General features: G+C 60.9%; 23 protein-coding genes. 12 read left to right on the top strand and 11 right to left on the bottom strand.

Features of this window, described 5'->3' with window-relative positions; all coding sequences use genetic code 11:
* Positions 1 to 2 precede the first annotated feature (2 nt).
* The 3 genes from pflA (at position 3) to FAZ30_RS17170 (ending at position 1910) form a co-directional block, all read left to right on the top strand.
* Positions 3 to 776 carry a pyruvate formate-lyase-activating protein gene (gene pflA / locus FAZ30_RS17180; RefSeq protein ID WP_124643938.1) on the top strand — a complete coding sequence of 258 codons (774 nt, stop codon included), beginning with the start codon at positions 3 to 5 and terminating at the stop codon, positions 774 to 776.
* 127 nt (positions 777 to 903) lie between these two features.
* Positions 904 to 1173: a hypothetical protein gene (locus tag FAZ30_RS17175; RefSeq protein ID WP_124643939.1), complete on the top strand. Its 270-nt coding sequence runs from the start codon at positions 904 to 906 to the stop codon at positions 1171 to 1173.
* Between the two features lie 161 nt (positions 1174 to 1334).
* Positions 1335 to 1910 (top strand): lysophospholipid acyltransferase family protein, encoded by a 576-nt coding sequence (locus FAZ30_RS17170; protein ID WP_124643940.1) that lies wholly within the window; start codon positions 1335 to 1337, stop codon positions 1908 to 1910.
* 70 nt (positions 1911 to 1980) lie between these two features.
* Here the strand turns inward: FAZ30_RS17170 and FAZ30_RS17165 are convergent, their stop codons facing one another.
* The 4 genes from FAZ30_RS17165 to FAZ30_RS17150 form a co-directional block, all read right to left on the bottom strand.
* Positions 1981 to 2736: a hypothetical protein gene (locus tag FAZ30_RS17165; RefSeq protein ID WP_124643941.1), complete on the bottom strand. Its 756-nt coding sequence runs from the start codon at positions 2734 to 2736 to the stop codon at positions 1981 to 1983.
* Positions 2737 to 2815: 79 nt separating this feature from the next.
* Positions 2816 to 3370 (bottom strand): DUF1415 domain-containing protein, encoded by a 555-nt coding sequence (locus FAZ30_RS17160; protein ID WP_124643942.1) that lies wholly within the window; start codon positions 3368 to 3370, stop codon positions 2816 to 2818.
* Between the two features lie 137 nt (positions 3371 to 3507).
* On the bottom strand, positions 3508 to 3711 hold the full coding sequence (locus FAZ30_RS17155) for a cold-shock protein (protein ID WP_045845074.1): 204 nt from the start codon (positions 3709 to 3711) through the stop codon (positions 3508 to 3510).
* Positions 3712 to 3937: 226 nt separating this feature from the next.
* Positions 3938 to 4555, bottom strand: a complete 618-nt coding sequence (locus FAZ30_RS17150) for an HD domain-containing protein (protein WP_233578458.1) — start codon at positions 4553 to 4555, stop codon at positions 3938 to 3940.
* Between the two features lie 139 nt (positions 4556 to 4694).
* Here FAZ30_RS17150 and FAZ30_RS17145 point away from each other — a divergent pair, with 139 nt between their 5' ends.
* Entirely contained in the window at positions 4695 to 5795 is a 1101-nt protein-coding gene (locus tag FAZ30_RS17145) for an HD domain-containing phosphohydrolase (protein WP_124643943.1), read from the top strand.
* Here FAZ30_RS17145 and FAZ30_RS17140 read toward each other — a convergent pair.
* Entirely contained in the window at positions 5792 to 6652 is an 861-nt protein-coding gene (locus FAZ30_RS17140) for a dienelactone hydrolase family protein (RefSeq protein WP_124643944.1), read from the bottom strand. The genes FAZ30_RS17145 and FAZ30_RS17140 overlap by 4 nt on opposite strands.
* Positions 6653 to 6818: 166 nt before the next feature.
* On the opposite strand from FAZ30_RS17140, the gene FAZ30_RS17135 reads away from it, so the two are divergent.
* Entirely contained in the window at positions 6819 to 7967 is a 1149-nt protein-coding gene (locus FAZ30_RS17135) for an HD-GYP domain-containing protein (protein ID WP_137009917.1), read from the top strand.
* 9 nt (positions 7968 to 7976) lie between these two features.
* Here the strand turns inward: FAZ30_RS17135 and FAZ30_RS17130 are convergent, their stop codons facing one another.
* The gene (locus tag FAZ30_RS17130) at positions 7977 to 8573 is read right to left on the bottom strand and encodes a hypothetical protein (RefSeq protein ID WP_124643946.1); all 597 of its coding nucleotides are present in this window, start codon (positions 8571 to 8573) and stop codon (positions 7977 to 7979) included.
* A gap of 167 nt (positions 8574 to 8740) precedes the next feature.
* Here FAZ30_RS17130 and ppnP point away from each other — a divergent pair, with 167 nt between their 5' ends.
* From ppnP to FAZ30_RS17115, 3 genes are all read left to right on the top strand, one after another.
* On the top strand, positions 8741 to 9052 hold the full coding sequence (gene ppnP / locus FAZ30_RS17125) for a pyrimidine/purine nucleoside phosphorylase (protein WP_124643947.1): 312 nt from the start codon (positions 8741 to 8743) through the stop codon (positions 9050 to 9052).
* Between the two features lie 527 nt (positions 9053 to 9579).
* Positions 9580 to 11169 carry an EAL domain-containing protein gene (locus FAZ30_RS20835; protein WP_233578460.1) on the top strand — a complete coding sequence of 530 codons (1590 nt, stop codon included), beginning with the start codon at positions 9580 to 9582 and terminating at the stop codon, positions 11167 to 11169.
* 325 nt (positions 11170 to 11494) lie between these two features.
* Complete coding sequence (locus FAZ30_RS17115) at positions 11495 to 12334, top strand: hypothetical protein (protein ID WP_124643948.1); 840 nt, start codon at positions 11495 to 11497, stop codon at positions 12332 to 12334.
* Here the strand turns inward: FAZ30_RS17115 and FAZ30_RS17110 are convergent, their stop codons facing one another.
* Complete coding sequence (locus tag FAZ30_RS17110; RefSeq protein ID WP_124643949.1) at positions 12335 to 13132, bottom strand: response regulator; 798 nt, start codon at positions 13130 to 13132, stop codon at positions 12335 to 12337.
* A 108-nt stretch (positions 13133 to 13240) separates the two neighbouring features.
* Positions 13241 to 14242, bottom strand: coding sequence for a class 1 fructose-bisphosphatase (locus FAZ30_RS17105; RefSeq protein ID WP_103523166.1), 1002 nt, complete (start codon positions 14240 to 14242; stop codon positions 13241 to 13243).
* A gap of 145 nt (positions 14243 to 14387) precedes the next feature.
* Here FAZ30_RS17105 and FAZ30_RS17100 point away from each other — a divergent pair, with 145 nt between their 5' ends.
* Complete coding sequence (locus tag FAZ30_RS17100; RefSeq protein WP_158613591.1) at positions 14388 to 15155, top strand: substrate-binding periplasmic protein; 768 nt, start codon at positions 14388 to 14390, stop codon at positions 15153 to 15155.
* 17 nt (positions 15156 to 15172) lie between these two features.
* On the opposite strand, the gene gcvA is transcribed toward FAZ30_RS17100, so the two are convergent.
* Positions 15173 to 16117, bottom strand: a complete 945-nt coding sequence (gcvA, locus tag FAZ30_RS17095; protein WP_124643951.1) for a transcriptional regulator GcvA — start codon at positions 16115 to 16117, stop codon at positions 15173 to 15175.
* 180 nt (positions 16118 to 16297) lie between these two features.
* Between gcvA and acnB the strand changes: the two genes are divergently transcribed.
* Positions 16298 to 18892 carry a bifunctional aconitate hydratase 2/2-methylisocitrate dehydratase gene (acnB, locus tag FAZ30_RS17090; RefSeq protein ID WP_124643952.1) on the top strand — a complete coding sequence of 865 codons (2595 nt, stop codon included), beginning with the start codon at positions 16298 to 16300 and terminating at the stop codon, positions 18890 to 18892.
* A 201-nt stretch (positions 18893 to 19093) separates the two neighbouring features.
* Positions 19094 to 22294 (top strand): DNA translocase FtsK, encoded by a 3201-nt coding sequence (locus tag FAZ30_RS20830; RefSeq protein ID WP_246043436.1) that lies wholly within the window; start codon positions 19094 to 19096, stop codon positions 22292 to 22294.
* Positions 22295 to 22355: 61 nt separating this feature from the next.
* Here the strand turns inward: FAZ30_RS20830 and FAZ30_RS20465 are convergent, their stop codons facing one another.
* Entirely contained in the window at positions 22356 to 22508 is a 153-nt protein-coding gene (locus FAZ30_RS20465) for a hypothetical protein (protein ID WP_168190873.1), read from the bottom strand.
* 207 nt (positions 22509 to 22715) lie between these two features.
* Between FAZ30_RS20465 and FAZ30_RS17080 the strand changes: the two genes are divergently transcribed.
* A complete protein-coding gene (locus FAZ30_RS17080; protein ID WP_124643953.1) occupies positions 22716 to 25583 on the top strand; it encodes a sensor domain-containing diguanylate cyclase in 2868 nt (955 codons plus the stop codon).
* On the opposite strand, the gene FAZ30_RS17075 is transcribed toward FAZ30_RS17080, so the two are convergent.
* Positions 25580 to 26785 carry a vWA domain-containing protein gene (locus FAZ30_RS17075; RefSeq protein ID WP_137009916.1) on the bottom strand — a complete coding sequence of 402 codons (1206 nt, stop codon included), beginning with the start codon at positions 26783 to 26785 and terminating at the stop codon, positions 25580 to 25582. The genes FAZ30_RS17080 and FAZ30_RS17075 overlap by 4 nt on opposite strands.
* Positions 26786 to 26857: the final 72 nt, after the last annotated feature.

The raw sequence follows: 26857 nt of genomic DNA, 5'->3' as shown, positions 1-26857 counted from the left end.
TCATGTCTCAGCAGCACAGTGTTACGGCTCCATTCAGTCAGGGCCAGCTTTCCGGTTATGTGCACTCGACCGAGAGCGGTGCCGGCGTGGATGGCCCTGGCATGCGTTTTGTCTTCTTCATGTCCGGCTGCCAGTTCCGCTGTCAGTATTGCCATAACCCCGACACCTGGAAGCTGCATGCCGGTCGGCAGCTGACACTGGATGAGGCGCTGGCCGAGTTGGCTCCCTATGCTGGCTTTCTCAAGTTTGCCGGCGGCGTCACCATCTCTGGTGGAGAGCCCTTGATGCAGCCGGAGTTTGTTGGCGCGCTGTTCCATGCCATCAAACAGCGCTTTGGCCTGCATACTGCGCTGGATACCCAGGGCTTCCTGCATGAAAGTGTCAGTGACGACTGGTTGGCGGATGTGGATCTGGTGCTGCTGGATATCAAGCACAGCGATCCGCAGCGCTACCAGCTGATTACCGGCCAGCCGCTGCAGCCGACGCTGGATTTTGCCCAGCGGCTGAAGCGCCTTGGCAAGCCGATATGGCTGCGTTACGTGCTGGTGCCCGGTCTGACCGATGATCTGGACGATATCGCCCGGCTGGCTGACTATGCGGCCAGCTTGGGTGGCATGGTGCAGCGGGTGGAGGTGCTGCCATTTCACCAGATGGGCGCTGATAAATGGGCGCAGCTGGGGCTGGATTATCCTTTGGCGGATACCCCGGTGCCGACGGCGGCCCTGGTCGCTGCCGCACGCGAACAGTTTGCTGCACGTGGTCTGGTGGTGTGTTGATCCTGCCATGCGCCTTGATTGAAAGGCGCTGGCTATCTTTCCGAAACGTCTGATAGGTATTGTTTTACGGCTGCGGATAATACGACGGGTGAGTCATTGACCAACCCAGAGAAGATTGTCCGAAGTGATGAATAATGAATTTTCCAAAGCCGGCAAATATGGCGCAAACCTCTCGGCCCGGGTTATTAGCGAGCAGATCAGCACCCTGATCGACCGCCTGTCCAAGAAGGGTCAATGCATCGTGATCTGGGAAAAGGAGCGTCTGCTGTTCTGCTCCATGGATAGCCGCAATGCCCAGCGCTATCTGGCCAAGCCCACCTGTCTGGGCGTATACGATGCCGATGTCACCTTCTGGGATGTGCAAAAAGACCTGAAAGAAATATTGCAACGCGCCTAGCCTGCCGCTATTGGCGGCCTGCAGGCCGGCAAACAGCGTGATTCTGATTTACCCGCGTGGCCATATCCGGTACAGTCCGCGTTTTCCATCGTCAAGGCAGGCCTCTGACCGGAGGGCTGTCCGCCATCCGTAGCGCGGGTCCTGCCCTTATGCCGGACTCCATGCACTACACCATTTTCGATACTCCGCTCTTGCGCAGTTTCATGCGCGCTCTGTCCATTTTGCTGCTGCGCTTGCGTGGCTGGCGCATTGAGGGCAACTTTCCCGATCTGCCCAAATACGTATTGATTGCGGCACCGCATACCAGCAACTGGGATTTCCCGCTGACGCTGGGGGTTTGTTTCGCCTTGCGCGCCAAGCTGTACTGGATGGGCAAGCACACCTTGTTCTGGGGGCCACTGGGGCCGGTCATGCGCTGGTTGGGTGGTATTCCGGTCATGCGTAGCCGCAATAACTCGCTGGTACAGCAGATGGTGACGGTATACCAGCAGTCGGAGCAGCTGGTGGTGGCCATTCCGCCGGAAGGTACCCGCCAGCGGGTGAAAGAATGGAAAACCGGCTTCTATCACATTGCCTGCGGTGCGCAGGTGCCGATTGTGCTGGCTTATATGGATTATGAGCGCAAGGAGTGCGGCTTCGGGCCGGTGTTTTACCCCAGCGGGGACATCGCAGCTGACATACCGCGCATTCAGGCTTTTTATCGCGACAAGGTGGGCAAGCACCCGGATCAGCACTGATCTCAACCGCTGCGGAACCACGCCCGCCGGCTTTGTCCGGCGGGTTTTTTATTGTGGCGGCGTCAAGACTTCAGGGCGTGGCGGTGGGAATGGCGCTGCTGACTGCGGATACCGGCAGGAACTGCAGGAAGGGGCCGGCTACCAGGGACTGACCAAAATCGATGGCGCTGCGCCGCAGTTTTTCATCGGACAGTTCGGCCAGTAATTCCAGCCGCGCCATGATCTTGGCCATCTCGCGCTCAAACGAGAGGTTGCGTTGCTGGCTGTTTATCTCATTGGCCAGCAGCAAGGGGCTGCCGTCGGCATTCTGGCGGCGACCCAGCAGCCAGGAAGCGACTTCGACATTGTAGGCGGCGTTGGCCAGTTGTTGCGCGTCCAGGCCGTGCACCAGATAGAGTTCGGTGCGGCCGCCGTAGACGTCAATCAGCATGCTGCCCAGGCCAAAAATCAGCGTACCGGCGCGATCGCCACTGAATTGCGGGTCGAAGGCGGTAGTCAGTGCTGCGGTCGAGCGAACCTGTCCCAGTGCCGGCAGCTTGCTGTTGTTGCGGATGGCTGTCATGACCTGAGCGATGGCGGCGTCCCTGCTGGCGGCACCACTTTTCTGCCACTGGGATGGATTACGGCGATAGAGCTTGTCCAGCAAGGTGTGCAGGCTGGCCAGATTGTCGCGCATGGCCAGATTGGCAATGCGGTTGGCGGCGCTTTGCCCCAGCTCGGCCGAGCTGAAGCTGTCGCCCTGTACCGGTTTGCGTACCGGGGTGCTGCCACAGTGTGTTAGCAGCAGGCAGGCGAGCAGCGACAGGGCACAACGCAACATCTTCATAGTGACCTCGGTGGAGGGGGGATGTGTTGTTGTACCCTGTGACTGGCAGATGAGCAATAAGGCCCGGCTGCCTGGCCTGTCAGTGCTTGGGTGCGAACAGGGCTTGCCAGCCTTCGATGCCGAGCTTGGTGACGGTTTCGATATTGCGCTCGAAAATGGCCTCTGCTTCGGGGAATGCCTCGACAGCGCGATCGATGCTGGCTTCGCGGATCAGGTGCTGGGTGGGCCAGGGCGAGCGGTTGGTGTAGTTGCCAATATCATTGATGCCGGTGCCGCCAAACTGGAATTTGGGGTGGAAGCTGGCCACCTGCAGTACGCCGTCCAGTTCCAGTTCTTCGACGATGGCATCCGCGATGTCCTGGAATTCGTTGAAATCCAGAAAACGCTGCAGCACATAAGGATGAATCAGCAGCGTGGTGTCGATTTCATCCGGGCTGCTGTCAGCCAGCAGACGCAGCTCCTTGGCCAATTCTTCGGCCAGCTGGGCCGGTTCGGTGGCATCGCTGACCACGAAGCGGACCTGGTTCTTGACGTAGACCGATTTGGCAAAAGGGCAGAGGTTGAGGCCGATGACGGCTTTTTCCAGCCATTCGCGCGTGCTGGCGATGGCTTCGTCGTGGGTAGGCGTTTGCATGGAGACTGACTCTGGAATGACGGGATAGGAGTGAATGTTAAGGCATGCCGCGAGGCGGTGCACGCGATGTCTGGCGCGCTAAAACAAAAAAACCCGGACGAGTCCGGGTTTTCATCAGCGAGTAATCTTTAAGAAGATTACAGCGGCTGGATGTTGGAGGCCTGTTTGCCCTTCGGGCCATCAACGATGTCGAAGCTTACGCGCTGGTTTTCAGCCAGGGTGCGGAAGCCTTTAGCATTGATTTGGGAGAAGTGAGCGAATACGTCATCGCCACCTTCATCCGGAGTGATGAAGCCAAAACCTTTGGAGTCGTTGAACCACTTAACGGTACCGGTTGCCATTTTGTTTATCCTCAAAACGAGCAAGTTGATAAAACGCATGAAGTTCAAGGGAAATGGCGACTGAGGTACGGACTAAATGCCACTACGACAACTACACATCCACAACTTGAGCATCCTGCAGGCAGGCATACTGCCCATTGTTGCGAATGTTGGCAAGTATTTTCTGCGGCCAATGCGACCTGTTTGTAATGATACCCGGCGAAAAACATTGTATTGATTGTGGTTTCTATCCACGGGCTGTGTCAGCGGAGGCGAAGAAACCCTGCTGTTCCGCAGCGTCCAGTGCCTGTAGCAGCCACTCGCCGGCCAGCGGGCAACCATCGCTTACCTTGCTGACGGCCATGGCGAGCACCTGCTGTTTGCTGATGCCGTTTTCACGCCAGCTTTGGCCCTGGCGACTCAGGTTGAGCAGAATGGGCATCAGCCGGTCCATGGCGCGGGCAAAGCGGGCCTCGGCAGTCTGGCGGGCTTCAAATTCCTGCCACAGCGCTACCAGTCCGTTGGCCTGATCTTGCGGCAGCAGGCCGCAGATGCGGCGGATGGCGGCCAGTTCTTCTGCTTCGCGCGCCGCGCTGTCGGTCTCGGCATAGACGATGACATCGCCCGTGTCGATTTCGCCCAGGTCGTGAATCAGCAGCATGCGAATCACTTTGTCGACATCCAGCGGCACCGGCGCGTGCTGCGCCATGCTCAGCGCCAGCAGCGCGGCCTGCCAGCTGTGCTCAGCCGAATTTTCATAACGTTCCAGCCCCAGAGGTTTGGTTTTGCGCAACACGGATTTGAGCTTGTCGACTTCCAGAATGAAATCGATCTGTTTTTGCAATACGGCAAAAGAGGGGTTCACGGTGGCGACTCCGGCAAAGGATGAGCAGGGGGCGCTCATCATACGCCTGTGGTTTGGGCTTGCGCAGATGGATTGTGCCCGCTGGACGCTGTTTGATGATTTATAGTGCAATCACATCAGGCCACCATGTGAGCATGTCATGAGCGATGAAGTGCAACTGCAGTTTGTGCGGGAAGACGCGGAAGGCTTTCAGGACTTCCGCGACGTGCTGTCCGACTATGCACCGCAAATCGAGAAACTGGCTTCTCAGCTGGGGCAGAATCCGTCCTCGCCCGAGCTGGTGGGCGATCTCTTCCGTTTGATACATACCATCAAGGGCGATGCCGGGCTGTGCCGGGTGATGTTCGTGGTGCCGTTTGCTCATGCGCTGGAGGGCTTGCTGGCCCGGCTGCGCAGTGGCGAGCTGCTGTATCAGGAGGTGATGGGCGACGTGCTGCTGCTGGTGCTGGATCGCATCGAGCTGGTCATGGCGCAGATCGCCAGTGCGCGTCCGGTGGATGAGGGGCAGATGCATACCTTGCTGGAGGCCCTGTGTTCGCTGGAAAGCCTGCCACTGCCCTCGGTGCTGGCGACTTGTTCGCGGCTGGTGGCTGCCATGGTGGGCGTACAGGGCAAGAGTGAAGCGCCGGCGGTGGCCGAGGGCGCGAGGTCGGTTTTACAGTCGCGCCAGCAGGACATGTTGCTGTTTCGCACCCTGGCGCTGCAGCTGGAACAGCGCATGCCGGAGTTTCTCGGCCGCAGTGAGCGCAATCTCAAGCTGGCGCTGGAGTTGAATCGTCAGGCCGGTGGCTGGGTGGATGCCGAGCAGCTGGAGGCTGCGGTATACATGCACGATGTCGGCATGATGTTCTTGCCGGAGGCTGTATGGCTGAAACTGGGGCAGATCAATGACAACGAGCGCCGGCTGATGGCCTTGCACCCGGCCTGGGTGGCCGGCTTGCTGGGGCGCATGCCGGGTTGGGAAGAGGCGGCGCTGATGGTGCTGCAACACCACGAAACGCCGGATGGTGAAGGTTATCCTTATGGCTTGGCCAGTGGTGAAATCAGCCAGGGCGCGCGCATTCTGGCCTTGGTGGACGCGTTTGAGGCGGTGATGCTCAAGCATGCTCATCGTGGGCAACGCCGCTCCATGTTGCGGGCTGCGGCGGAGCTGAATGCGGCGGATGACCAGTTTGAACGGGCCTGGCTTGACCCGTTCAATCAGGTGATTCGCCGCATGCTGGAGCAGTCTCCCGCCTAGTCGGTACCGGCCGGCTTGCTGGCCTGCATGCCATGGCTGTCCAGCCAGGCTTGCAGTCGCTGCCAGCCATCTTGTGCTGCGGCCGCCTGGTAGGAAGAGCGGTAATCGGCGTTGAAAGCATGGCCGGCTGTTGGATACACCACAATTTGCGAGCCACTTTGCCCTTGCTGCAAGGCTTGCCGCATGCGCTCAACGCTGTCTTGCGGGATGCTGTTGTCTTGCCCTCCGTACAGGCCCAGAACCGGCACGGTCAGGCGGGCCGCCAGGTCGGTCGGCTGGGCTGGCGTCAGTGCATCATGTGTGCCTTCCAGTTTGCCATACCAGGCGATGCCGGCTTTCACGTGCGGATTGTGGCTGGCATATAGCCAACTGATGCGCCCACCCCAGCAAAAACCGGTGATGGCGACGCGGCTGGCATCACCGCCATGCGCGACGGCCCAGCCCAGTGTGGCGTCAAGATCCTGCATCACCTGTGCGTCGGGCACCTTGCTGACGATGTCCTTGATGATGCTGGCAATGTCCGGGCTTGCCGCCGGATTGCCCTGGCGAAAATACAGCTCGGGCGCCACTGCCAGATAGCCCAGCTTGGCCAGGCGGCGACAGATATCGCGAATGTGCTCGTGCACGCCGAAAATTTCCTGCACCACCAGCACAACCGGCAGGCTGCTGCTGGCGGCGGGGCGAGCGAAATAAACGGGGAGAATGCCATCGTCCAGCGGAATGCCGGCGAGGCCGCTATCCAGCGCCCGGCTGTCGGTGGCGATGCTGCCGGCCCTCACCGGCTGTACGGCCAGTGCAAAACCGGCGGCCAGCGCGCCCTGAATGAAAGCGCGGCGCGGCGGGTTGAAAGTATCCATGCGGGCATGCTCCGGTGAGTCCTGTCGACTACTGCAGTCAGGACTTGTGGTTTGCTGCGGGCTTGGCGACAATGCCGCTCCAGCGTCCGCCTGCGTCGTGGTTTGTCGGCGTTAAGGGCGTTGTTTGACTAAACTGCAGTCTAGATTCGGTTACCCAATTTTCCTCATGTCCCAGCCGCCATCCAAGATAAAGCTTCCCGGCAGTTTTCTGCGCGTGGGAGAGCAGCTTACCGTAGATGTATACGCCAAAAACGGCTTTCTGCTGCTGAAAAAAGGCCACTATGTGCTGACACCCGAACAGCGCGAGCGGCTGATGGATGTGGCACACGGGGACGTAGAGGAAGTGGCGGTCAGGCTGGAGCGGGAGCGGCTGGACCGGGCGGCGCAGCGCGAACGTGAAGCCGTTAGCATGACCCCCAAAAATCCGCTGGTGGAAGTCGGCTTCATGGCGGGGCGGCTGGAAGCCTTGCTCTTGCATGGCCTAGCGGTGCCGGGGCTGGCCGGTCGGCTGGAAGAAATGGCCGAAGAGCTGTTGTTACTCACGCAGCGTTTTCGCGATGGCATGTTGGCCTCGCTGTTTCTGGTGCCTGTCCGCTCGCATAGCCTGAAGGTGGCTACGCTGCTGGCACTCCTGGGGCGGCGGCTGGGGCTGGAACCAGCCCGGCTGCATAGCCTGGTGTGCGCTGGTTTGTCGATGAATGTGGCCATTAGCCAGCTATTAAACCAGTTGGGGGTGCAGCGGCAGGCCCTGACGCTGAGCCAGCAGGAGGAGATCTATGCCCACCCGGTAATGGGGTCGGCCATTCTGCGCGAGGCGGGCGTGGTGGATGAGCACTGGCATTTGCTGGTGCAGACCCATCACGAACAGGACGATGGCCAGGGTTACCCTGCGGGCTTGCGTGGGGAGGAGATTCATCCGGATGCCCGTTTGCTGGCGCTGGTCGATAATCTGTGTGAGCACTTGCAACAGGATGCGGTGTTGCCATCACTGGTGATGGCCAGCCTGTTTCGCGGCGAGCTGGGGCAATTTGCGCCGTCGCTGGTGACCTTGTTGATCAAGGAAATGGGTATTTACCCGCCAGGCACATTCGTGCGGCTGGCCAGCAATGAAATTGCCGTGGTGACGCATAGTGGTGACAAAGCCAACCAGCCGCGGGTGGCAGCTTTGCGCAAGCTGGACGGCCCGCCCTATGCGGATGTGCTGCTGCGCGATACTCGCCAGTCTGGCTATCGCGTACTCGAGGCAGTGGCTGCCGCCAGTGCCGCCGTCAAGCCGGCCTATCTGACCCGCTTGTGGACTTCGCGACTGGGCTGATCTGGTATTTCAGGGTGCGCTCGTGCCTGTGTTGGCGGCGGCAGGCAGTTGCAAGGGCTTGATCTCCACGCGGCTCAGGTCTTGTACTTTCCATACCCGGTGCATGTGGCCGAAATCACGTTTCTGCTGATTGCTCAGCTTCATTTCTGGCCGCAGTGACAAGTCCAGAAACACCTCTCCCAGATAGACACTGCTGCCGGCACTGATGTCGAAGCCGGCATGAATCGGCATGCTGACCGAGTGCCACTGGCTGCTCCAGCCGGATTCTTCTATCCAGTTGCCCCAGGCGTCGGCCACCTGATAATGCCCCGGCGGCAAGGCAAACAATTGCAGACGACCGTCGACCGGGCTCATGCCTTCCTCGCCGAAGACGGTATCGGTATTCATGCTGGCGCGGCCATTGGCCACGGTCTGGCCCTGGCTGTCGACGATGTGCATGCCGGTATTGGCCGAGTCCTGGTCAAATGCGCGGGCGGTGAGCGATACGATGGCATAGCCATAGCCGGGGGGAGGGGTGATGCTGCCCTGCAGTCTGTCGGCCATGGTGGTGCAGGCGGACAGCAGACAGGCAGCAAGCAGCAGGCAGCTGCGCGAGAGGATGGCCATGGTTCCTGGCTCCTGAGTATGGGTTGGACTGGCGCTCAGTATGTCATGCGGCACGGTGTTGTTGCGGTTGGTAGCGACGCATTCATGCATCTTGCCGTCAGGGCGGATTCGGGTATGCTAGCCGATCATTTTATCGTTGATAACAAAAACACGAGCAAAGGATACCCATGGAACAGTTCGATAATGTCAGCGTGGCCAAGCGTGCCAATGTTTATTTTGACGGCAAATGTGTCAGCCACAGCATCACCCTGGCCGATGGCACCCGCAAGTCGGTAGGCGTGATTCTGCCGTCCAAGCTGCTGTTCAATACCGGTGCGCCGGAAATCATGGAGTTGCTGGAAGGGCAGTGCCGCATCACGCTGGCCGGCAGCAACGAAGCGGTAAGCTATCAGGGTGGCCAGAGCTTTAATGTGCCAGGTGACAGCTCCTTCCAGATTGAAGTGCTGGAAACCCTGCACTACGTGTGTCATTTCGGCTGAGCCGTGACGGTGGCATGAGGCAGCAGCTGCCTCGCTGGAAATGATTCGGCTATGCCGGCAGTCCTCGACTGCCGGCATTTTTGTTGCTGTGGCCCTGGGGCAGAGCGGTGTCGTCGTAGCGCTGCGCTGCAGTTGTAAGTGCTCAGTCGAGAATACTCGTCATATTTCACAGTTATACTGGGCGACGTGCTATTGCTTGGCGCGCATTGCTCAGGGGTGCCAACTACCAGGTCGTCGGGGATGCGCCGTGATGGTGTTTTTGTCGCGCAGCTGGCAGGCTGCGGTCTGTCTGATGTGTATTGTCGGGCAGCTTGCCGCGGACGCCGGTGCAGGATGACAGGACTTAAGCAAGCTGTTGTAAGCAAAACTATGCTTTTCCTGCCTTATCCGAAAGGATATCCTTGCAAGCCTTGTCCCGCTTGGGTTGGGGATAATAAGAGCTATGATGACAATAACCAGGCCAGGCGCTGTTAACCGGCGACCTGCCGTGATCAACCAGCCATGGGCATGGTGACTGGAACAAGTGGATGCTTAAAAAAGTCAGGACGCTATGGTCGCGTTACGCATTGTCACCCAAACCGGCGGTTGTTTATTCCGCTGTGCTTGCGTCATGCCTGCTGACTGGCTGGCTGCTGTCGCTGCTGGCGACCTGGCAGCAAGACCGCACCGCACTGCATGAACGGGTAGCCCTGCTGACGCAGCAACTGGAGCAGCAGATTGGCCTGGCCAATGGCGCGCTGGGCCGTATCGACGCCGTACCGGTTAGTGCTGCATGTGATCTGCCGCGTCAGATGCTGGCCTCGGTGGTGCAGTCCACTCCGCATGCCCGCTACGCCCTGCGTGTGGGGGCAGATGGCACGGCATGTACTTCCGATTTGTCGCGGCAAGATGTTCCACTGTTGCCGAGCGATGGCCGGGTGCTGTTGCTGAATGGCAGTCACGATGGCAAGGCCTCCTTGCGGCTGCAGCGCCATGGCTATGGTGTCAGCATGATCGAGCTGGGAGGAGATGCTTTCGTCGGTCTCTTGCAACAGGCAGCTCCCGGCGACATGCAGGCCGTCATGGTGATTGGCGAGCAATACCTGGCGGCCGATGGCAAGGTGCGGCCGCTGGATGACAGTATCGGCCAGGGCCTGAGCTATCGCATGTCTGCACCCAGCGGCCAGTTCAGCATCGTGATGCAGGAGTCCTGGCTGTCCGTGCTGGAGGGTTCGCTGCTGCGACGGCCGGACACCTTGCTGCTGGCGGTGCTGGCGGGGCTGCTGCTTGCGTGGTCCTTGCTGCGGCGCGAGGTGGCGCGCAACTCTACTGGCTGGGAAATCGCCCAGGGTATCCGCAACCGGGAATTCTTTACCCACTACCAGCCCATCGTGACGGCAGAGCATGGCGAGTGCGTCGGGGTGGAGGTGCTGGCCCGCTGGCGCCATCCGGTGCAGGGTGCCATCCGCTCTGATCTGTTCATCCCCGCAGCCGAAGATGCCGGGCTGATCGTGCCGCTAACCCGCTACCTGATCCGCCGTGTGACCAAGGAGTTGAAACAGGTTGCCTTGCCGCCCGGTTTCTTTGTCGGCATCAATATTGCGGCCGAACATCTGGGCATGCCGGACCTGGTGGAAGACTGCAAGATTCTGCTGGCGGTGCTGCGCGAGAAAAAAGCTGTACTGGTGCTGGAGGTTTCCGAGCGCTTTCCGCTGCCCGAGCATCAGGTCACCCACCGCGTGGTACAGGATTTGCGCCAGATGGGCGTGAAGCTGGCGCTGGACGATTTTGGCATCGGCCACGCCGACCGCAATTATCTCAGACGCTGGGGCTTTGACTACCTGAAGGTGGAGAAGGGTTATGTGTCGGCCCTGGGCAAGGACAGTTTCAAGACCAATATCCTGGATAGCCTGCTGCAGACCTCACATCAACTGGGTGTGCAGGTGATCGTCAAGGGCGTGGAAACCCAGGGGCAGCAAAACTACCTGTCGGTCAAAGGCTTCGAATTCCTGCAGGGCTTTTATTTCGGCAAACCGATGACGCTGAATCACTTCCGGCAGTGGCTGTACTCCGGCATTACCCAGGACCGCGTGCCGTCGTCCGTCGGCGTTGGCAGGGCGGAGGCGGCTGATCGTTAAGGGTAGCCAGATATTTGTTAAGGGTCAGACACCTTGTCTGGCCTCAGGCTGCTGACAACGTTATTCGGTGCGATTGCACTGGACCCGGCAAAGCCGGGCCTTTCTGCTAATTTATAGATTCCGCAGCCTTCCCATTTATTCCCCATCCCCCCGCCCTTGCCCTGCCAATTGAAGAAGGGCGCCTCGCTTTCTTTCCAGAAAGCGAGAGGGGGTTGGTTAATAATCTGGGGTCAGGCTGTCAGTACACATGGGCGAGTGCGTGGGCTGGCGGCAGGGCTGTACTTGCGCTTACAATGCGGCCCTTTTTTCTTGTCCGGGGCGGTTGATGGGGATGATCTACGCAGTGCAGCGCTATGCGGCCACACGGCCATGGGCCAAGCGGGTCGGGCAGCTGTATGGTCAGGCGGTGCATCAGGCGGCTGCGCAACAGCAGGTGCTGGAGCTGGTGCAGCGTGAGTTGGCGCGTGCCGCCCAGGTTTATCCGGCGGTCGCCGAGCGTACGGGGGCCGAGCAGCGGCTGGCCGATGCCTATGGGCAGTTTTGCCGCCATGGCAAGGTCATGGCGCATCTGGAAGACGGCTTGATGCAGGCGCTGAGGCATACCCGCGTGCCCGGAAATCTACCCGACCGGCTGCAACTGCCGGCGGCGGCATTTTACCTGCATGTTGATGGCGCAGAAGGTGGTGCATTCGTCATGCAGGTACCGGATCGCCAGGAAGTGGCCTTGCTGTTGTTGCGGGCAGACTTCTCGCTGGCCGGTGCCGACTGGCTGGCTGATGTGGAAGATAGCCTGGCCTTGCTGGTGAGCTATCCGGGCGAATTGGCGGAGCCGCTGGCAGCGGTGGCCGCACCGTGGCGTGGCTTGCTATCGGCCGTATTGAATGGCCTGGCTTTGATGACGCAGCCGCGACTGGCGCTGGTGCGGGGCTGGGAAGGCTCGGCTCCGCCAGCCAGTGTGGCACTGGCCATGCATCCAGCCTGTGCCAAGAGCCGACAGAAGGGGCGCAGCCAGCTCTTGCAAGCCGGCTATCAGGAGGTGAGTTATTGCCGGCTGGACGGCGCGGCAACCTTGCCCGAGCATTACGCCACGCCGGGCTACTGGCGACGGCAGGCGGTCAACGATGCGCAAGGCGGCTCGCGCCTGGTGTGGGTAATGCCGCGTTGATCAGCGTTGCGCCAGTTGCGTGCGCAGCACCTGGCGCACGGCCGAGGTTTCAAATGGCTTGCCCATGATGGCGGATACCCCGGCTGCCTCTGCTGCGGCCAGTCTTTCCATGTTTTCTTCGCTGGAAATCATGATGATGGGCACCGAACTCTGCATGCTGCTGGTGCGGATATAGCTGGCCAGCTCGCAGCCATCCATCATCGGCATGTTGTAGTCGGTCAGCACCAGATCGAACAGGGTGCTGTCTATCAGGGGCAGCGCGTCCTTGCCGCTCCAGGATTCGGTGATTTTTTCGAAACCCAGTCGTTCCAGTACGGTGCGGATGTGGCGGCGTGCCATCACGCTGTCGTCCACGACCAGAATGTTGAGATCGGCGTAGTCGAGGTCGCTGTCGGTGTCATTCTGGTTGGCCGCCAGAAAATCCAGGGTGTCGTTGATGACCTTGCGCAGCTGGGGCAGGTCGAAGGGCTTGGGCAGTATGCCCATCAGGCCGGCCTGGCGCATCGGGTCGATCAGTTCCGGATTGGTTTCGCTGGAAACCAGGATGAAGGGCAGGTCGCGCAGTTCTGTCAGGCCGCGCATGCGGAAAATCATTTCTCCGGCCGTCATGTCGGGTAGGTGGAAGGCGCTCATTACCACGTCCGGCTTGTATTTGCCGATGTATTCCAGCAGCGCTTCCCCGGTTTCGAATACTTCCATGCGCGTAATGCCGAGTTCGGACAGGGCGTTGCGGATGATTTGTGCCTGAACCGACGAGCTTTCTGCCAGGGCGACGATCAAGTGTTGGATGGCCAGCATGCGCTTTCCCGTTTTCTGTGTAGCTACATTCCAATATAGGCGCTTTGGCGGCGCTGTCATGGCCGGCAATGAAAAAACCCTGCCGTGGCGGCAGGGTTGACTGGTTTGTTACTGCTGATGGTAAGCGGTGATGCGTTCGACTTCTTCTTTGGAGCCGAGGAAGACCGCTACGCGCTCATGCAGGCCCTTGGGCTGGATTTCCATGATGCGCTGATAGCCGTTGGTGGCGGCGCCGCCAGCCTGCTCGATGATGAAGGCCATCGGATTGCCTTCGTACATGATGCGCAGTTTGCCGGCCTTGTCCGGATCGCGGGCATCCTTCGGGTACATGAAGATGCCGCCACGGGTGATGATGCGGTGCACTTCAGCCACCATCGAGGCCACCCAGCGCATATTGTAGTCCTTGCCCAGCGGGCCGGTCTTGCCGGCCAGCATTTCATCCACATAACGCTTAACCGGGGCTTCCCAGTGGCGCATATTGGACATGTTGATGGCAAATTCCTGGGTGCTTTCCGGTACTTGCATGTCGGAGTGGGTCAGTACGAAGGAACCGTGTTCACGATCCAGCGTAAAACCGTGCACGCCGCTGCCGAAAGTCAGCACCAGCATGGTTTGCGGGCCGTATACGGTGTAGCCGGCGGCGACCTGTTCGGTGCCCGGCTGCAGGAAGGCTTCCGGGGTGGGATGGTCGATGCCTGCCGGGCAGCGCAGGATGGAGAAAATGGTGCCGACGGAAATGTTGACATCGATATTGGATGAGCCATCCAGCGGATCGAACATCAGCAGGTATTCACCCTTCGGGTATTCGCCCGGGATATGGTAGGGCAGTTCCATTTCTTCCGACGCCATAGCGGCCAGGCTGCCGCCCCATTCGTTGGCATCCAGCAGGAAGTCGTTGGCGATCACATCCAGTTTCTTTTGTGCTTCGCCCTGGATGTTGCCGGTGCCGGCCTCACCCAGAATGCCGGCCAGCGCGCCCTTGTTGACAGAGAAGCTGATGGCCTTGCAGGCGCGGCCAACGGTTTCGATCAGCAAACGCAGTTCGGGCGGCAGGGTGCCGGCCTTGCGCTGTTGTTCGATCAGAAAGCGGGAAAGGGTGATGCGGCTCATGTCGTTCCTTGCGTTCGGTGGGTGTGCGGTACTGGCTGGGTTCAGGCGCAGCGGCTCAATCTCAGGCGGACATTATAACGAATATGCCTGCATCGTCATGCGCTAACAGCTATCAATAAACAGTCACCCAAGCGAGATGACTGCCATGCGGATTCTCTTGTTGCTGATTCTGTTGTCTGTTGTCCCGCCGGCTGCGGCCTTGACCATCTTCACCGAGGAGTGGCCACCCATCACCTTTCAGCACAATGGTGTGGCGGATGGTATGGCGGTAGAGGTGGTGCGGGAGATTCAAGCGCGCATTCATGACAATACGGCCATCGAGGTCGTGCCGTGGGCGCGCGGTTACCGCGAACTGGAAAGTACCCCCAATGTGCTGCTGTTTACCGTGGGGCGCAGCGATGCGCGTGAAAAGCTGATGACGCTGGTCGGGCCGGTGGCGGTGTCGCAGACCGTGCTGCTGTCGCGCAAGGGGGAAGCTGGCAATTTGTTGGCCTTGGGCTCCGGGCTCTACAGCCGGCCGGTGGGGGCGTACCGGGGCAGTATTTTCGCCGATGCGGCGGTGTCTGCCGGTTTTGTCGAGGTGGATCTGGCCCCCACGCCGCAGGTGTCGGCGCAGAAATTGCTGGGCGGGCGCTATGACCTGTGGGTGGAGGGCGGCTTCGTGGTGGCTTCGGTATTGAAGAGCATTCACCAGCCGGCCGATGCGGTGGAAGTGGTCAGGGTGCTGGAGTCGCTGGAACTTTATCTGGCCTTCTCACGTGGCACCTCGTCCCGCACCGTCAGGCGCTGGTACGAGGGCCTGGCAGCCATGAAGAAGGACGGGAGTTTTCGCCGTATCTACAATAAATGGCTGCCGCGTGACAGTGTGCCGCTGGAAATGCGCCAGTTGGGCCTGACGCCGCAGCAGCCCTGATACTGAATGGTGCGCTATCAGTCTTCCGGAAAAGCGTGGGCAATCATGTTGTCGTTGAGTCCGGCTGCCGGAAAGGGACGCATCTGCCCGGCTTCCTGCTCCAGCCAGCGGCAAAAGGACGCGACGGTGGAGTCGCCCGATGCGGTGCGCGGCACGATCCAGCAGTAATCACGTACTGGCACCACCGGGCTGGATAACGGGGCCACCAGTTGGCCGGAATCCACCAGCGACTGCGCCATCGGCAGTGGCCCCAGCACCACGCCCAGCCCATCCAGCGCGGCTTGCAGTGCCAGCGAGAAACGGTCGAAGTGCAGGCCGCATGCCGGTTTCAGCTCCGGCACGCCAGCCAGGGTGAGCCAGCGCTGCCAGGCCGTCGGCCGGGTGTCTGCATACAGCAGGGTGTGCTGTGCAAGGTCGGCCGGGCTTTCGATTGGAAAGCGTTTCAGCAGCGCGGGGGAGCATAGCGGCAGCTCGCACTCCTCCAGAAATGGTTTGGCGATATGGCCGGGCCAGTCGCCGGGGCCGCGGCGGATGGCGATGTCAAAAGGGCTGTCCAGCCGACTGATGTCGCGGTCGGAGGTCACCAGATGCAGCTCCACATCCGGGTAGCTTTCGCGGAATACGTGCAGCCTGGGCATCAGCCAGTGCATGGCCATGGTGGGCGTGGAGTTGATGGTGAGCCGGCGCTGGTTGTCCGGCTGCAGCAGCTGGGAAGTGGCGTTGGCGATGAGGTCCAGCCCGTCCTGCACCTGGATCAGGTAGCGCCAGCCGGTATCGGTCAGTTTTACCCGTCCGCCGGCGCGCTCGAATAGCCGCACGCCCAGCCATTCCTCCAGCTGCTTGATCTGCTTGCTCACAGCACCGTGGGTTACGAACAGCTCGTCGGCTGCCGAGGAAAAGCTTTCCAGCCTTGCTGCAGCCTCGAATATCCGCAGCGCGTTGAGTGGGGGGTAAGTGCTCATGGTGTGAGTATAACTCACAGGCGATGTTTCGATTACTCGTTTGTCACTGGCGGTCAGACGGCGTAATCTTCCAGCAATCAAAACGGGGTAGAACCGTATTGCCCCGGACGGTTGCCGCCAGTTGATCCTGCACTGGCGGTTGACTCATTGCAAACAACCCAAGCAAAAAGGTCCCAAGCTATGCTCGAAGCCTACCGTCAGCATGTTGCAGAGCGCGCCGCCATGGGCATTCCGCCCCTGCCGCTGTCCGCCACGCAAACCGAACAACTGGTCGAACTCCTGAAAAACCCGCCCAAGGGCGAGGAAGATCTGCTGGTCGAGCTGATCACCTTCCGCGTACCGCCGGGTGTGGATGATGCCGCCAAGGTCAAGGCTTCCTTCCTGGCTGCCGTCGCCGAAGGCACGGTAGCATCGCCGCTGGTGTCCCGCGCCAAGGCCACCGAACTGTTGGGCACCATGCTGGGTGGTTACAACGTCAAGCCGCTGATCGACCTGCTGACTGATGCCGAAGTGGGCGCCATCGCCGCCGAAGGCCTGAAGAAAACCCTGCTGGTATTCGATTTCTTCCACGACGTGCAAGTACTGGCCGAAGGCGGCAACGCCAACGCCAAGGGCGTGCTGCAAAGCTGGGCCGATGCCGAATGGTTCACCAGCCGTCCGGAAGTGGAAAAGAAAATCACCGTTACCGTATTCAAGGTGCCGGGCGAAACCAATACCGACGATCTGTCGCCGGCACCGGACGCCTGGAGCCGCCCGGATATCCCGCTGCACTATCTGGCCATGCTGAAGAACACCCGTCCGGGTGCTGCCTTCGTGCCGGAAGAAGATGGCAAGCGCGGTCCGATGCAGTTCATCGAAGACCTGAAGAAAAAAGGCCATCTGGTTGCCTACGTGGGCGACGTGGTGGGTACCGGTTCTTCCCGCAAGTCCGCCACCAACTCCGTGGTATGGGCTACCGGTCAGGACATCCCCTTTGTACCGAACAAGCGCTTTGGCGGCGTAACCCTGGGTGGCAAGATCGCACCGATCTTCTTCAATACCCAGGAAGACTCCGGCTCGCTGCCGATCGAAGTGGAAGTTTCCGCGCTGGAAATGGGCGATGTGATCGACATCTACCCCTATGACGGCAAGATCGAAAAGAACGGCGCAACCGTTGCCAACTTCCAGCTGAAGTCCGAAGTGCTGCTGGACGAAGTGCGCGCCGGTGGCCGTATCAACCTGATCATCGGCCGTGGCCTGACCGCCAAGGCGCGCGAAGCACTGGGTCTGGCTCCGTCCACCACCTTCCGTCTGCCGAAAGATCCGGTCAACTCCGGCAAGGGTTTCTCGCTGGCACAGAAGATGGTTGGCCGCGCCTGTGGTCTGCCGGAAGGCCAGGGCGTGCGTCCGGGTACCTACTGCGAACCGAAGATGACCACCGTGGGTTCGCAAGACACCACCGGCCCGATGACCCGTGACGAGCTGAAGGATCTGGCCTGTCTGGGCTTCTCCGCCGATCTGGTGATGCAGTCCTTCTGCCACACTGCCGCTTATCCGAAGCCGGTGGATGTGAAAATGCACAAGGAGCTGCCGGCCTTCATCTCCACCCGTGGCGGTGTTGCACTGCGTCCGGGCGATGGTGTGATTCACAGCTGGCTGAACCGCCTGCTGCTGCCGGATACCGTGGGTACCGGTGGTGACTCGCACACCCGCTTCCCGATCGGCATTTCCTTCCCGGCCGGTTCCGGTCTGGTGGCTTTTGCTGCTGCTACCGGCGTGATGCCGCTGGACATGCCGGAATCGGTACTGGTGCGCTTCAAGGGCGAACTGCAGCCGGGTGTCACCCTGCGTGACCTGGTGAATGCCATTCCGCTGTACGCCATCAAGCAAGGCCTGCTGACTGTGGCCAAGGCTGGCAAGAAAAACATCTTCTCCGGTCGCGTGCTGGAAATCGAAGGCCTGCCGAATCTCAAGGTTGAACAGGCATTCGAGCTGTCCGACGCTTCGGCCGAGCGTTCTGCTGCCGGTTGCACCGTGCATCTGAACAAGGAGCCGATCGCTGAATACATGCGCTCCAACATCACCCTGATGAAGACCATGATTGCCGACGGCTACGCCGACCCGCGCACCCTGGAACGCCGCATCAAGAAGATGGAAGACTGGATTGCCAACGGCGAACTGCTGAAGGGTGATGCCGACGCCGACTACGCCGCCGTGATCGAAATTGATCTGGCCGACGTGAAGGAGCCGATCGTGGCCTGCCCGAACGACCCGGACGACGTGAAATTCATGTCCGAAGTCGCCGGCACCAAGATCGACGAAGTGTTCATTGGCTCCTGCATGACCAACATCGGTCACTTCCGTGCCGCTTCCAAGCTGCTGGAAGGCAAGCGCGACCTGCCGGTCAAGCTGTGGCTGGCGCCGCCGACCAAGATGGACGCGCAGCAACTGACCGACGAAGGTCACTATGGTGTGTTCGGCATGGCCGGTGCCCGCACCGAAATGCCGGGCTGCTCGCTGTGCATGGGTAACCAGGCGCAGGTGCGCGAAGGGGCTACCGTGATGTCCACTTCCACCCGTAACTTCCCCAACCGTCTGGGCAAGAACACCAATGTGTTCCTGGGTTCGGCTGAGCTGGCCGCCATCTGCTCCAAGCTGGGCAAGATTCCGACCGTGGAAGAGTACAAGGCAAACATCGGCATCATCAATGAAAGTGGTGCCGAGGTTTACCGTTACCTGAGCTTCGACAAGATCAAGGATTACCAGGACATCGCGGCTACTGTGGCCAGCAACTGACCGGTTTGAACCTTGAACAGGAACCCCGCCATGTGCGGGGTTTTTTTTGTTTATGCCGCCATTTGCGCAGTGCGGCAATGCGAAGCGCGGTTAAAACCGGGTACAATCGGCGCTTTGAATTGCCCCCTGCTGTGCGGCGCGATACTGGCTTTGGGCCGGGTGTCCGCCGCTGCGGCAGAATGAGGAAAGAGGTTGCTGATCGTGTGGTTTGTGCTTGGGCTGATGATGTTGGGTGTGGCGGCAGGGGTGACCTGGCGCAAGCTGGGAGCCGAGCACCCCTGGCGTGCGCGGGTGTCGCTGCAGCGTGAGCGCCTGCTGAAAAAGCTGGATCGCGTGCTGGGCGCGGGTCATGACGAAGAACTGGACATCGCGCCAGCGGCATTTCGCGAACGCCGGCGTGAGCCGGTGGCCATCCGCTTTGATGCCGCCGCGCCGGATGATGAGGCGGACCTGCTGCCGCCATCACGCAGCGAGCCGGAGACTGCCCCGATTGTTGCCAAGTCTCAGCCGGTAGCAGTTGCCGCCGCAGTGCCGGTGCAGCCGGTCAGCGCGTCTCCGCGTGTGCAGACCAAGCCGGCCATGCCTGCCGCCGATCTGCCGCATGTCGAGCTGGAGCGTAGCTACCGCAAGCTCAAGACCAAGCCGCCAGCCGGATCGTCCAGTCAGCCGCGTGGCGAAAATCTGCCGGTCATCGGGCTGGACGAGCTGCAAAACAATCTGCATCACGGTTCGCGTCGTCGCCAGGCCCAGCGCCAGTCGCTGGGCGGTCACCCCGAGCCGCGCCAGCTGCCGGTGATTGATCCGCATGAAGTGCGTGCCCAGGTCAACGCCCTGCACAGCAAACGGCGCAGTCATGAGGCCCCGGTAGTCAAGCCGGCGGTGGTGTTGCAGCCGGTGCATCCTGCGCCACGCAAGATCATCACCCAGCCTATCCCGCCACGGGTCAGCCCGCCGCCGCCCGAGCCGGCCATCGTGCGGCACGAACAACAGCCCCGCAGCAATGCTTATGAAGGCTGGATCCGCCCGCCCGTGCCGCGCCCAGCGGCGGCCAAGCCGGCCCCGGACCTTGAACCGGCCGCTGTGCTGCCCGGCCTGTCGCTGGCCGATATTCCCGATGCGCCTTTGTCTCCCCGCGTGGCAGAGTCTGCTGCACCTGCACCTGCACCTGCACCTGCACCTGCACCTGAACCTGCAGCCATGCCGGATGCCACACCGTCGGTGCTGCCGTCGCAGCAGCTGGCGGTGAGCGATACGCTCCCGGCCGCAGCCACTGTAAGTGAGCCTGCTGCCAGCGCCGAGCCGCCTGACCTGCTGCCCGTTTTGCCACAGGCGGAGGAGGGCTCAGCCGCAGGCCTGTCTGCCATCAGTCTGTCTGCTGCAGCTGTCGCTGTCGCTGTCAGCGAAGCGCTGCCCGCGGTCGAGCCGGAAGCCAGTAGTGTAAGTCCGCTAGCGCAGCCCCTTATCCAGCCGGCGATGCCTGCTGCCTTGGCCGTGACGATGGCTGCCTCAACTCCTGTGGTGGCGCCGGTTGCGCCACTGCTCGAGCCTGAGCGCCAGCCGTGGCGCTGGCCCGAGCAAAGACAGCAGGCGGTGCCGCCGGATAGCCTGGTCCGGCCGGCAGAGCTGGCCGCCCCGGCTGCAGCTGAAGCGGTCTTGCCGTGGTCGATGATTCGTGAGAACGCTCCCACGCCCACCCCGGCCAGCAAGCCGGAAAGCAATCTGGTGTGGCATCTGCTGGACGAGACTGATTTGCCGCAAACTGCCCCAGCTACGGCCAACAGCGAGGTGGCTGCGGTAGTGGCTGCGCCGCTGGCTGTGGTGTCGGAGCCTGCTGCGACAAGTAGCGCAAACGCTGCGCTGCCATGGAGCTTGCCACCAGCCGTCGCCCATCGTTCCAGCCTGCCGGTGATTTACGGTGAAGACTGCCTGCCGGGTCTGGACTTGCTGCGCCCGGCCGAAGAAGCCACCACGGTGGTATCGGAAGACGAATTGCTGGAGCGCGGCATCCTGATCGAGGAAAAGCTGGCCGAATTCAAGGTCAAGGTCAGCGTGGTGGATGCCTATGCCGGCCCGGTGATTACCCGTTACGAGGTCGAGCCTGCTGTTGGCGTGCGTGGCAACCAGGTGGTCAACCTGATGAAAGACCTGTCGCGGGCACTGGGGCTAGCCTCCATCCGGGTGGTGGAAACCATTCCCGGCAAGACCTGCATGGGGCTGGAACTGCCCAATGCCAAGCGCCAGATGATCCGGCTGTCAGAGATTTTCTCGGCCGATGTGTTCCAGCAGCCGGCCTCGCGCCTGACCATGGCGCTGGGCAAGGACATTACCGGTCAGCCGGTGGCCATTGATCTGGCCAAGGCACCGCACCTGCTGGTGGCGGGTACCACCGGCTCGGGCAAATCGGTGGGCGTCAATGCGATGATCCTGTCGATGCTGTACAAGGCCACGCCGGACGAAGTGCGCTTCATCATGATCGACCCCAAGATGCTGGAGTTGTCGGTATACAACGATATTCCGCACCTGCTGGCCCCGGTGGTGACCGACATGAAGCTGGCCGCCAATGCGCTCAACTGGTGTGTGGGTGAAATGGAACGGCGCTACCGGCTGATGAGCGCGCTGGGCGTGCGTAATCTGGCGGGTTACAACGACAAGGTGCGCGAAGCCGAGGCGGCTGGCCGCCGGCTGACCAACCCCTTCAGCCTGACACCGGAAACACCGGAGCCGCTGAATAATCTGCCCTTCATCGTGGTGGTGGTGGACGAGTTCGCCGACCTGATGATGGTGGCCGGCAAGAAGATCGAAGAACTGATTGCCCGTCTGGCGCAGAAGGCGCGGGCGGCGGGTATTCATTTGATTCTGGCCACCCAGCGCCCCTCAGTGGATGTGATTACCGGTCTGATCAAGGCGAACATCCCGACACGGATTGCCTTCCAGGTGTCCAGCAAGATCGACAGTCGGACCATTCTGGACCAGATGGGCGCGGAAAGCCTGCTGGGTCAGGGGGACATGTTGTTCCTGCCGCCGGGCAGCGGTTATCCGCAACGGGTGCATGGCGCTTTTGTCACCGATGACGAAGTGCATGCCGTGGTGGATTTCCTCAAGCAGTGGGGCGAGCCGGATTATGTGGAAGGCCTGCTCACCGGCGAAACCGAGGCGGATGAAGAGTCTGCTGCGGCCACCGGCAAGACCCAGGCGGCAACCGAGAGCGACCCGCTCTACGATGAAGCGGTGGAAATCGTGCTGAAAACGCGCAAGCCGTCGATTTCAGCGGTGCAGCGTCATTTGCGCATAGGCTATAACCGTGCGGCGCGGCTGATCGAGCAGATGGAAGCCGCCGGCATTGTCAGTGCCATGGAAAGCAATGGCAACCGTACGGTGCTGGTGCCGCAGCGCGAGTTCTGACACAGGCCGCCCCATGCAAAAAGGCAGCCGTGGCTGCCTTTTTGCTTGCGCGGGTATCCGCTTAGCGTGAAGACCGGCGACGTGGCTGCTCGTCTTCCTTGCGGATGCGGATGGGGATGGGGATCAGCTCGCGCTTTTTCTCCAGCGGGGCGGTCAGCATGCCCAGCACGATGGCAAAGGCAGCGATCATAAGGATCATCAGTATGGTTTCCATGGCGGGCTTCCCTCGGCTAGGTGAGGTCTTGTTGGGCTGACCTCTGCCTTCATTGTTGGTGCAACTGGCTGATTGCTCAAGCTAAATATGCGGGTATTGCCATTTTTTTCAAGCAAAGCGCAGTAATTTCATAGCACTTTGCGGAGCAATCCAAACATCATCTATAAAGTAAAGCATGAATCAGCCTATCGATGCCGGGAGACGGTCTTGAGCTTGTCATCATCTTCGGTTGCGCCACAGGGCCAGCCGCCACCGGCTGGCCTGTTGTTGTCGATGCTCAATGCTGCCGACAGCGCGCTGATGGCGCTGAGTGCAGATGGCCTGATCATCCTGTTCAATCATGCGGCAGAAAAGCTGCTGGCCTATCGGTCTGATGAATTGTGCGGGCAGGCCCTGCCCAGCGTCCTGCTGGAGCCGGACTTGCTGGAGCAGGAGCGTTGCCAGCTGGCGGCCCGGCTGGGGCGCGAGGTGGCGGCTGTCGAGATTTTCACTGCCGAAGTTCAGCCCGGCCGCAGCCTGACGCGGGAATGGCCGCTGCGTGGCAAGGATGGTCGGCTGCATACCGTCAATCTGTCCATCACGGCCATGGTTGAGCCGGGTGCTGCCGGCGGCTATATGGTGGTGATGCAGGACGTGACCGAGCTCAAGCGCCTGCAACAGTTGATGACGCGCCAGCATGCGCTGTTTGCCAATGGCCCGATGGTGGCGTTCGCCTGCCATGCACAGCAGCCGCGGGTTGTGGTGGAAGTCAGCCCCAATGTGGCATCGATTCTGGGTTATTTCCCCGAGGACATTCTGCTGGAGCCTGACTGGTGGCTGCAGCATCTGCATCCGGACGAACTGAGTGGACTGGCCGATGGCGGCTGGCGGCTGGGGCAGGAGCACGGCTTTAGCAGCCGGCGCTATCGTTTCTGGCATGGCGCAGGTTACTGGTGCTGGCTGGAAGAGCAGGTGCAGCAAGTGACCGGTGATGTGGTGCAGGGTTACTGGATGGATGTCAGCAACCAGGTGGAGGGTGAAGACCGGCTGGCCAAGATCGCCACCAATATCCCCGGCATGATCTATCAGTTCTGGTCCGATCCGCAGGGGCAGGGCAGGTTTTCCTATGTCAGCGACGGGGTGCTGACCATCTTTGGCGTCACTCCAGCCCAGGTCAAGCAGGATGCCGATCTGGTCTGGCAGCGCGTGTTTCCGGATGACCGGCAGCGCGTGCGGGAAGAGGGTGAGTCGGCGCTGCGCTATCAGTTGCCGTGGATCAGCGAGTTTCGTGTCCTGCTGCCGGATGGCCGCTTGATCTGGGTAGAGGCCCGCGCCACACCGGAATTGCAGGATGACCAGTCGGTACGCTGGCACGGCCTGATTTCGGAGATTACCCAGCGCAAGCGTACCGAGGAAGCCTTGCGTGAAAGCCAGGAGCGGCTGGACATGGCCATGCGCGCGGCCAATATCGGGCTGTGGGACTGGCATGTGGCGCTGGGACGGCTGGATTTTAACCAGCAGCTGGTCAGTATGGTCGGTTACGACTATCACGAGCTGCATGACAACCCGGGGCAATGGCAGGCACTGGTGCATCCGGACGACCTGCCCACCGTGCGGCACAATATCCGCGCCCTGCTCAAGCGCGAGGCCAGTCAATACCAGATCCAGTACCGGCTGTTGCGGCGCAATGGCGAGGTGCTGTGGATTCTGGACAAGGGCCAGGCCACCGAGGTGGATGGCAATGGCAATGTCTGTCGCATCGTTGGCACGGTGCAGGACATCACCACTCACAAGCAGGCGCAAAAACTGCTGGAGAACAGCGAGGCGCATTTTCGCATGCTGTTCCAGAATCACGGCGCGGTGATGATCCTGGTTGATCCGGCCAGTGGTGTGATCGTGGATGCCAACTCATCGGCCGAGCGCTTTTATGGTTATCGCCGCGCCGAGCTGGTGGGCATGCCGATGAGCAATATCAACCAGATGGAAGAGGCCAGGATACGCGGCACCATGGGCGTGGCCCTGCAGCAGGCACACAACCATTTCACCTTCACCCACCGCCTGGCCAATGGCCAGCTGCGCACGGTGGACGTGCATTCCTCACCGGTGGATTCTGGCGGACGCACCCTGCTGTTTTCCATCATCCATGACATTACCGCACGCCGGCAGGCCGAAGAGGCGCTCGCCACCCTGCAGCGGCAATTGCTGGCCATCATCGAAAATTTCCACGGTGCCATGCTGCTGGAGGACCAATACGGCGAAGTAGTGCTGGTAAACCAGCAGTACTGCCAGCTGTTCCTGCCCGGCTATACACCGGAACAGCTGCAGCACGAGGGGCGTGCGCAGGTGGCGGCCATGGCGGCGCAGCAGTTTGCCGACCCGCAACGGCTGCTGCAAAGGCTGGAGGAGCTACAGCGCTCACGCGAGGTGGTGCTGGGCGAAGAGTGGCCGCTGGCCGACGGCCGCATACTGGAGCGCGACCACGTGCCCATCTTCATCGAGGGGCGCTTGCGCAGTGTGCTGTGGGTATACCGAGACATCAGCAGCCGCAAGCAGCAGGAGGAGTCGCTACGGCTGCTGGCCACCACCGATGCGCTGACCGGCATCGCCAACCGGCGCAGCTTCATGGAAAAGCAGGAGGAGGAGTTTGTCCGCTTCCAGCGTTTCAGCAATCCGGTGGCAGTACTGATGCTGGATATCGATCACTTCAAGCAGGTTAACGATAGCTGGGGCCATGCCGTGGGCGACCGTGTGCTGCGCGACTTTGCCGGCATCTGCCAGCAGGTGGTGCGCAAGGTCGACGTGCTGGGCCGGCTGGGCGGCGAGGAGTTTGCCGTCCTGCTGCCTGGCTGTGGCATGGCCGGGGCGCTGGCGCTGGCGGAACGATTGCGCCAGGCCGTGCGCGCCCACCGGGTTGCGCTGGATGCCGGCGAACTGCAGGTGCGGGTGAGTATCGGCGTCAGCTGTTTTGCCCGCGACCAGCAGGAGGCCAGTGTGGCACTGGCGCTGGCCGATCAGGCCTTGTATGAGGCCAAGCTGGCTGGTCGCGATCAGGTGCGTGCCTTCGACGGCAACGGCCAGCGTTTCCCCGCTGATTAGACTGGGGGCAGGGCGCTGGCGGGCATGGTTTTCTTCAGTGCCCGCATGGCCTGGTCCACCCCTTGCAGGGTGAGCGGGTACATGCGTTCTTGCAGCAGGCGGCGCATCATCTGCAGCGACTGGGTGTAGTCCCAGATTTGCTCGGCCACCGGGTTGAGCCATACCGCATGGCGAAACTGCTGTAGCAGGCGGCGCATCCATACTTCGCCGGACTCCGGATTCATGTGCTCCACACTGCCGCCCGGGTAGCTGATTTCATACGGGCTCATGGTGGCGTCACCGACAAAGATCAGCTTGTAGTCGCTGCCAAAGGTGTGGATCAGCTCATGAGTGGACAGGCTGCTGCCCTGACGGCGGCGATTGTCTTTCCACACCGTTTCGTAGACGCAGTTGTGGAAGTAGTAATACTCCAGGTGCTTGAATTCGCTTTTGACCGCGGAAAACAGCTCTTCCACCGCCTTGATGTGGTCGTCCATCGAGCCGCCCACATCGAACAGCACCAGTACCTTCACCGTGTTGCGCAGCTCGCGCAGCATTTTCAGGTCGAGCAGGCCGGCATTGCGTGCCGTGGCGGTGATGGTGCCGTCCAGGTCCAGTACTTCTTCCGCTCCCTCGCGGGCGAATTCGCGCAGGCGGCGCAAGGCCAGCTTGATATTGCGGCTGCCCAGTTCTGCCGCATTGTCGAAATTGCGGAATTCCCTTTTGTCCCACACCTTTACCGCCCGGCGGTGGCGCGAGCCATCCTGGCCAATGCGTATGCCTTCCGGGTTATAACCATAGGCACCAAACGGGCTGGTGCCGCCGGTGCCTATCCATTTGTTGCCGCCCTGATGGTGTTCTTTTTGTTCTTCCAGGCGCTGGCGCAGCGTTTCCATCAGCTTGTCCCAGCCCAGTGCCTGCAGCTGCTGCTTTTCTTCTTCGCTGAGAAACTTCTCTACCTGCTTGCGCAGCCAGTCTTCCGGGATCTCGGTCTGCAGATCATCCAGTACCAGCGCCTTGCCCTGAAAGTAGTGGCCGAATACCTGGTCGAAGCGGTCGTAATGCTTTTCGTCCTTGATCAGCGTAGTACGCGCCAGGTAATAAAAGGCGTCCAGGCTGCCAAAGGCCACCTGCTGTTTCAGCGCTTCCAGCAGGGTCAGGAATTCCTTGAGCGATACCGGCAGGCCGGCGTCGCGCAGGGCGGTAAAGAAATCGATCAGCATGGTCAGTCCACGGAGAGTGACAAGGAAATTTCCCGGTGCTATTCTGGCTTTAGAGTCGTGGCTCTAAACGAC

Origin of the sequence: Aquitalea aquatilis, from assembly GCF_005155025.1 — a bacterium.
In the GTDB taxonomy this organism is placed as follows: Bacteria; Pseudomonadota; Gammaproteobacteria; order Burkholderiales; family Chromobacteriaceae; genus Aquitalea; species Aquitalea aquatilis.
Note: the sequence above shows the minus strand (reverse complement) of the source record. Positions and strands in the feature narration are given on the sequence as shown.

What these genes read in the sequence shown, in the direction of transcription:
- pflA (WP_124643938.1), top strand. Translation starts at nt 3, where the DNA reads ATGTCTCAGCAGCACAGTGTTACGGCTCCATTCAGTCAGGGCCAGCTT.
- FAZ30_RS17175 (WP_124643939.1), top strand. Translation starts at nt 904, where the DNA reads ATGAATAATGAATTTTCCAAAGCCGGCAAATATGGCGCAAACCTCTCG.
- FAZ30_RS17170 (WP_124643940.1), top strand. Translation starts at nt 1,335, where the DNA reads ATGCACTACACCATTTTCGATACTCCGCTCTTGCGCAGTTTCATGCGC.
- FAZ30_RS17165 (WP_124643941.1), bottom strand. Translation starts at nt 2,736, where the DNA reads ATGAAGATGTTGCGTTGTGCCCTGTCGCTGCTCGCCTGCCTGCTGCTA.
- FAZ30_RS17160 (WP_124643942.1), bottom strand. Translation starts at nt 3,370, where the DNA reads ATGCAAACGCCTACCCACGACGAAGCCATCGCCAGCACGCGCGAATGG.
- FAZ30_RS17155 (WP_045845074.1), bottom strand. Translation starts at nt 3,711, where the DNA reads ATGGCAACCGGTACCGTTAAGTGGTTCAACGACTCCAAAGGTTTTGGC.
- FAZ30_RS17145 (WP_124643943.1), top strand. Translation starts at nt 4,695, where the DNA reads ATGAGCGATGAAGTGCAACTGCAGTTTGTGCGGGAAGACGCGGAAGGC.
- FAZ30_RS17140 (WP_124643944.1), bottom strand. Translation starts at nt 6,652, where the DNA reads ATGGATACTTTCAACCCGCCGCGCCGCGCTTTCATTCAGGGCGCGCTG.
- FAZ30_RS17135 (WP_137009917.1), top strand. Translation starts at nt 6,819, where the DNA reads ATGTCCCAGCCGCCATCCAAGATAAAGCTTCCCGGCAGTTTTCTGCGC.
- FAZ30_RS17130 (WP_124643946.1), bottom strand. Translation starts at nt 8,573, where the DNA reads ATGGCCATCCTCTCGCGCAGCTGCCTGCTGCTTGCTGCCTGTCTGCTG.
- ppnP (WP_124643947.1), top strand. Translation starts at nt 8,741, where the DNA reads ATGGAACAGTTCGATAATGTCAGCGTGGCCAAGCGTGCCAATGTTTAT.
- FAZ30_RS20835 (WP_233578460.1), top strand. Translation starts at nt 9,580, where the DNA reads ATGCTTAAAAAAGTCAGGACGCTATGGTCGCGTTACGCATTGTCACCC.
- FAZ30_RS17115 (WP_124643948.1), top strand. Translation starts at nt 11,495, where the DNA reads ATGGGGATGATCTACGCAGTGCAGCGCTATGCGGCCACACGGCCATGG.
- FAZ30_RS17110 (WP_124643949.1), bottom strand. Translation starts at nt 13,132, where the DNA reads ATGCTGGCCATCCAACACTTGATCGTCGCCCTGGCAGAAAGCTCGTCG.
- FAZ30_RS17105 (WP_103523166.1), bottom strand. Translation starts at nt 14,242, where the DNA reads ATGAGCCGCATCACCCTTTCCCGCTTTCTGATCGAACAACAGCGCAAG.
- FAZ30_RS17100 (WP_158613591.1), top strand. Translation starts at nt 14,388, where the DNA reads ATGCGGATTCTCTTGTTGCTGATTCTGTTGTCTGTTGTCCCGCCGGCT.
- gcvA (WP_124643951.1), bottom strand. Translation starts at nt 16,117, where the DNA reads ATGAGCACTTACCCCCCACTCAACGCGCTGCGGATATTCGAGGCTGCA.
- acnB (WP_124643952.1), top strand. Translation starts at nt 16,298, where the DNA reads ATGCTCGAAGCCTACCGTCAGCATGTTGCAGAGCGCGCCGCCATGGGC.
- FAZ30_RS20465 (WP_168190873.1), bottom strand. Translation starts at nt 22,508, where the DNA reads ATGGAAACCATACTGATGATCCTTATGATCGCTGCCTTTGCCATCGTG.
- FAZ30_RS17075 (WP_137009916.1), bottom strand. Translation starts at nt 26,785, where the DNA reads ATGCTGATCGATTTCTTTACCGCCCTGCGCGACGCCGGCCTGCCGGTA.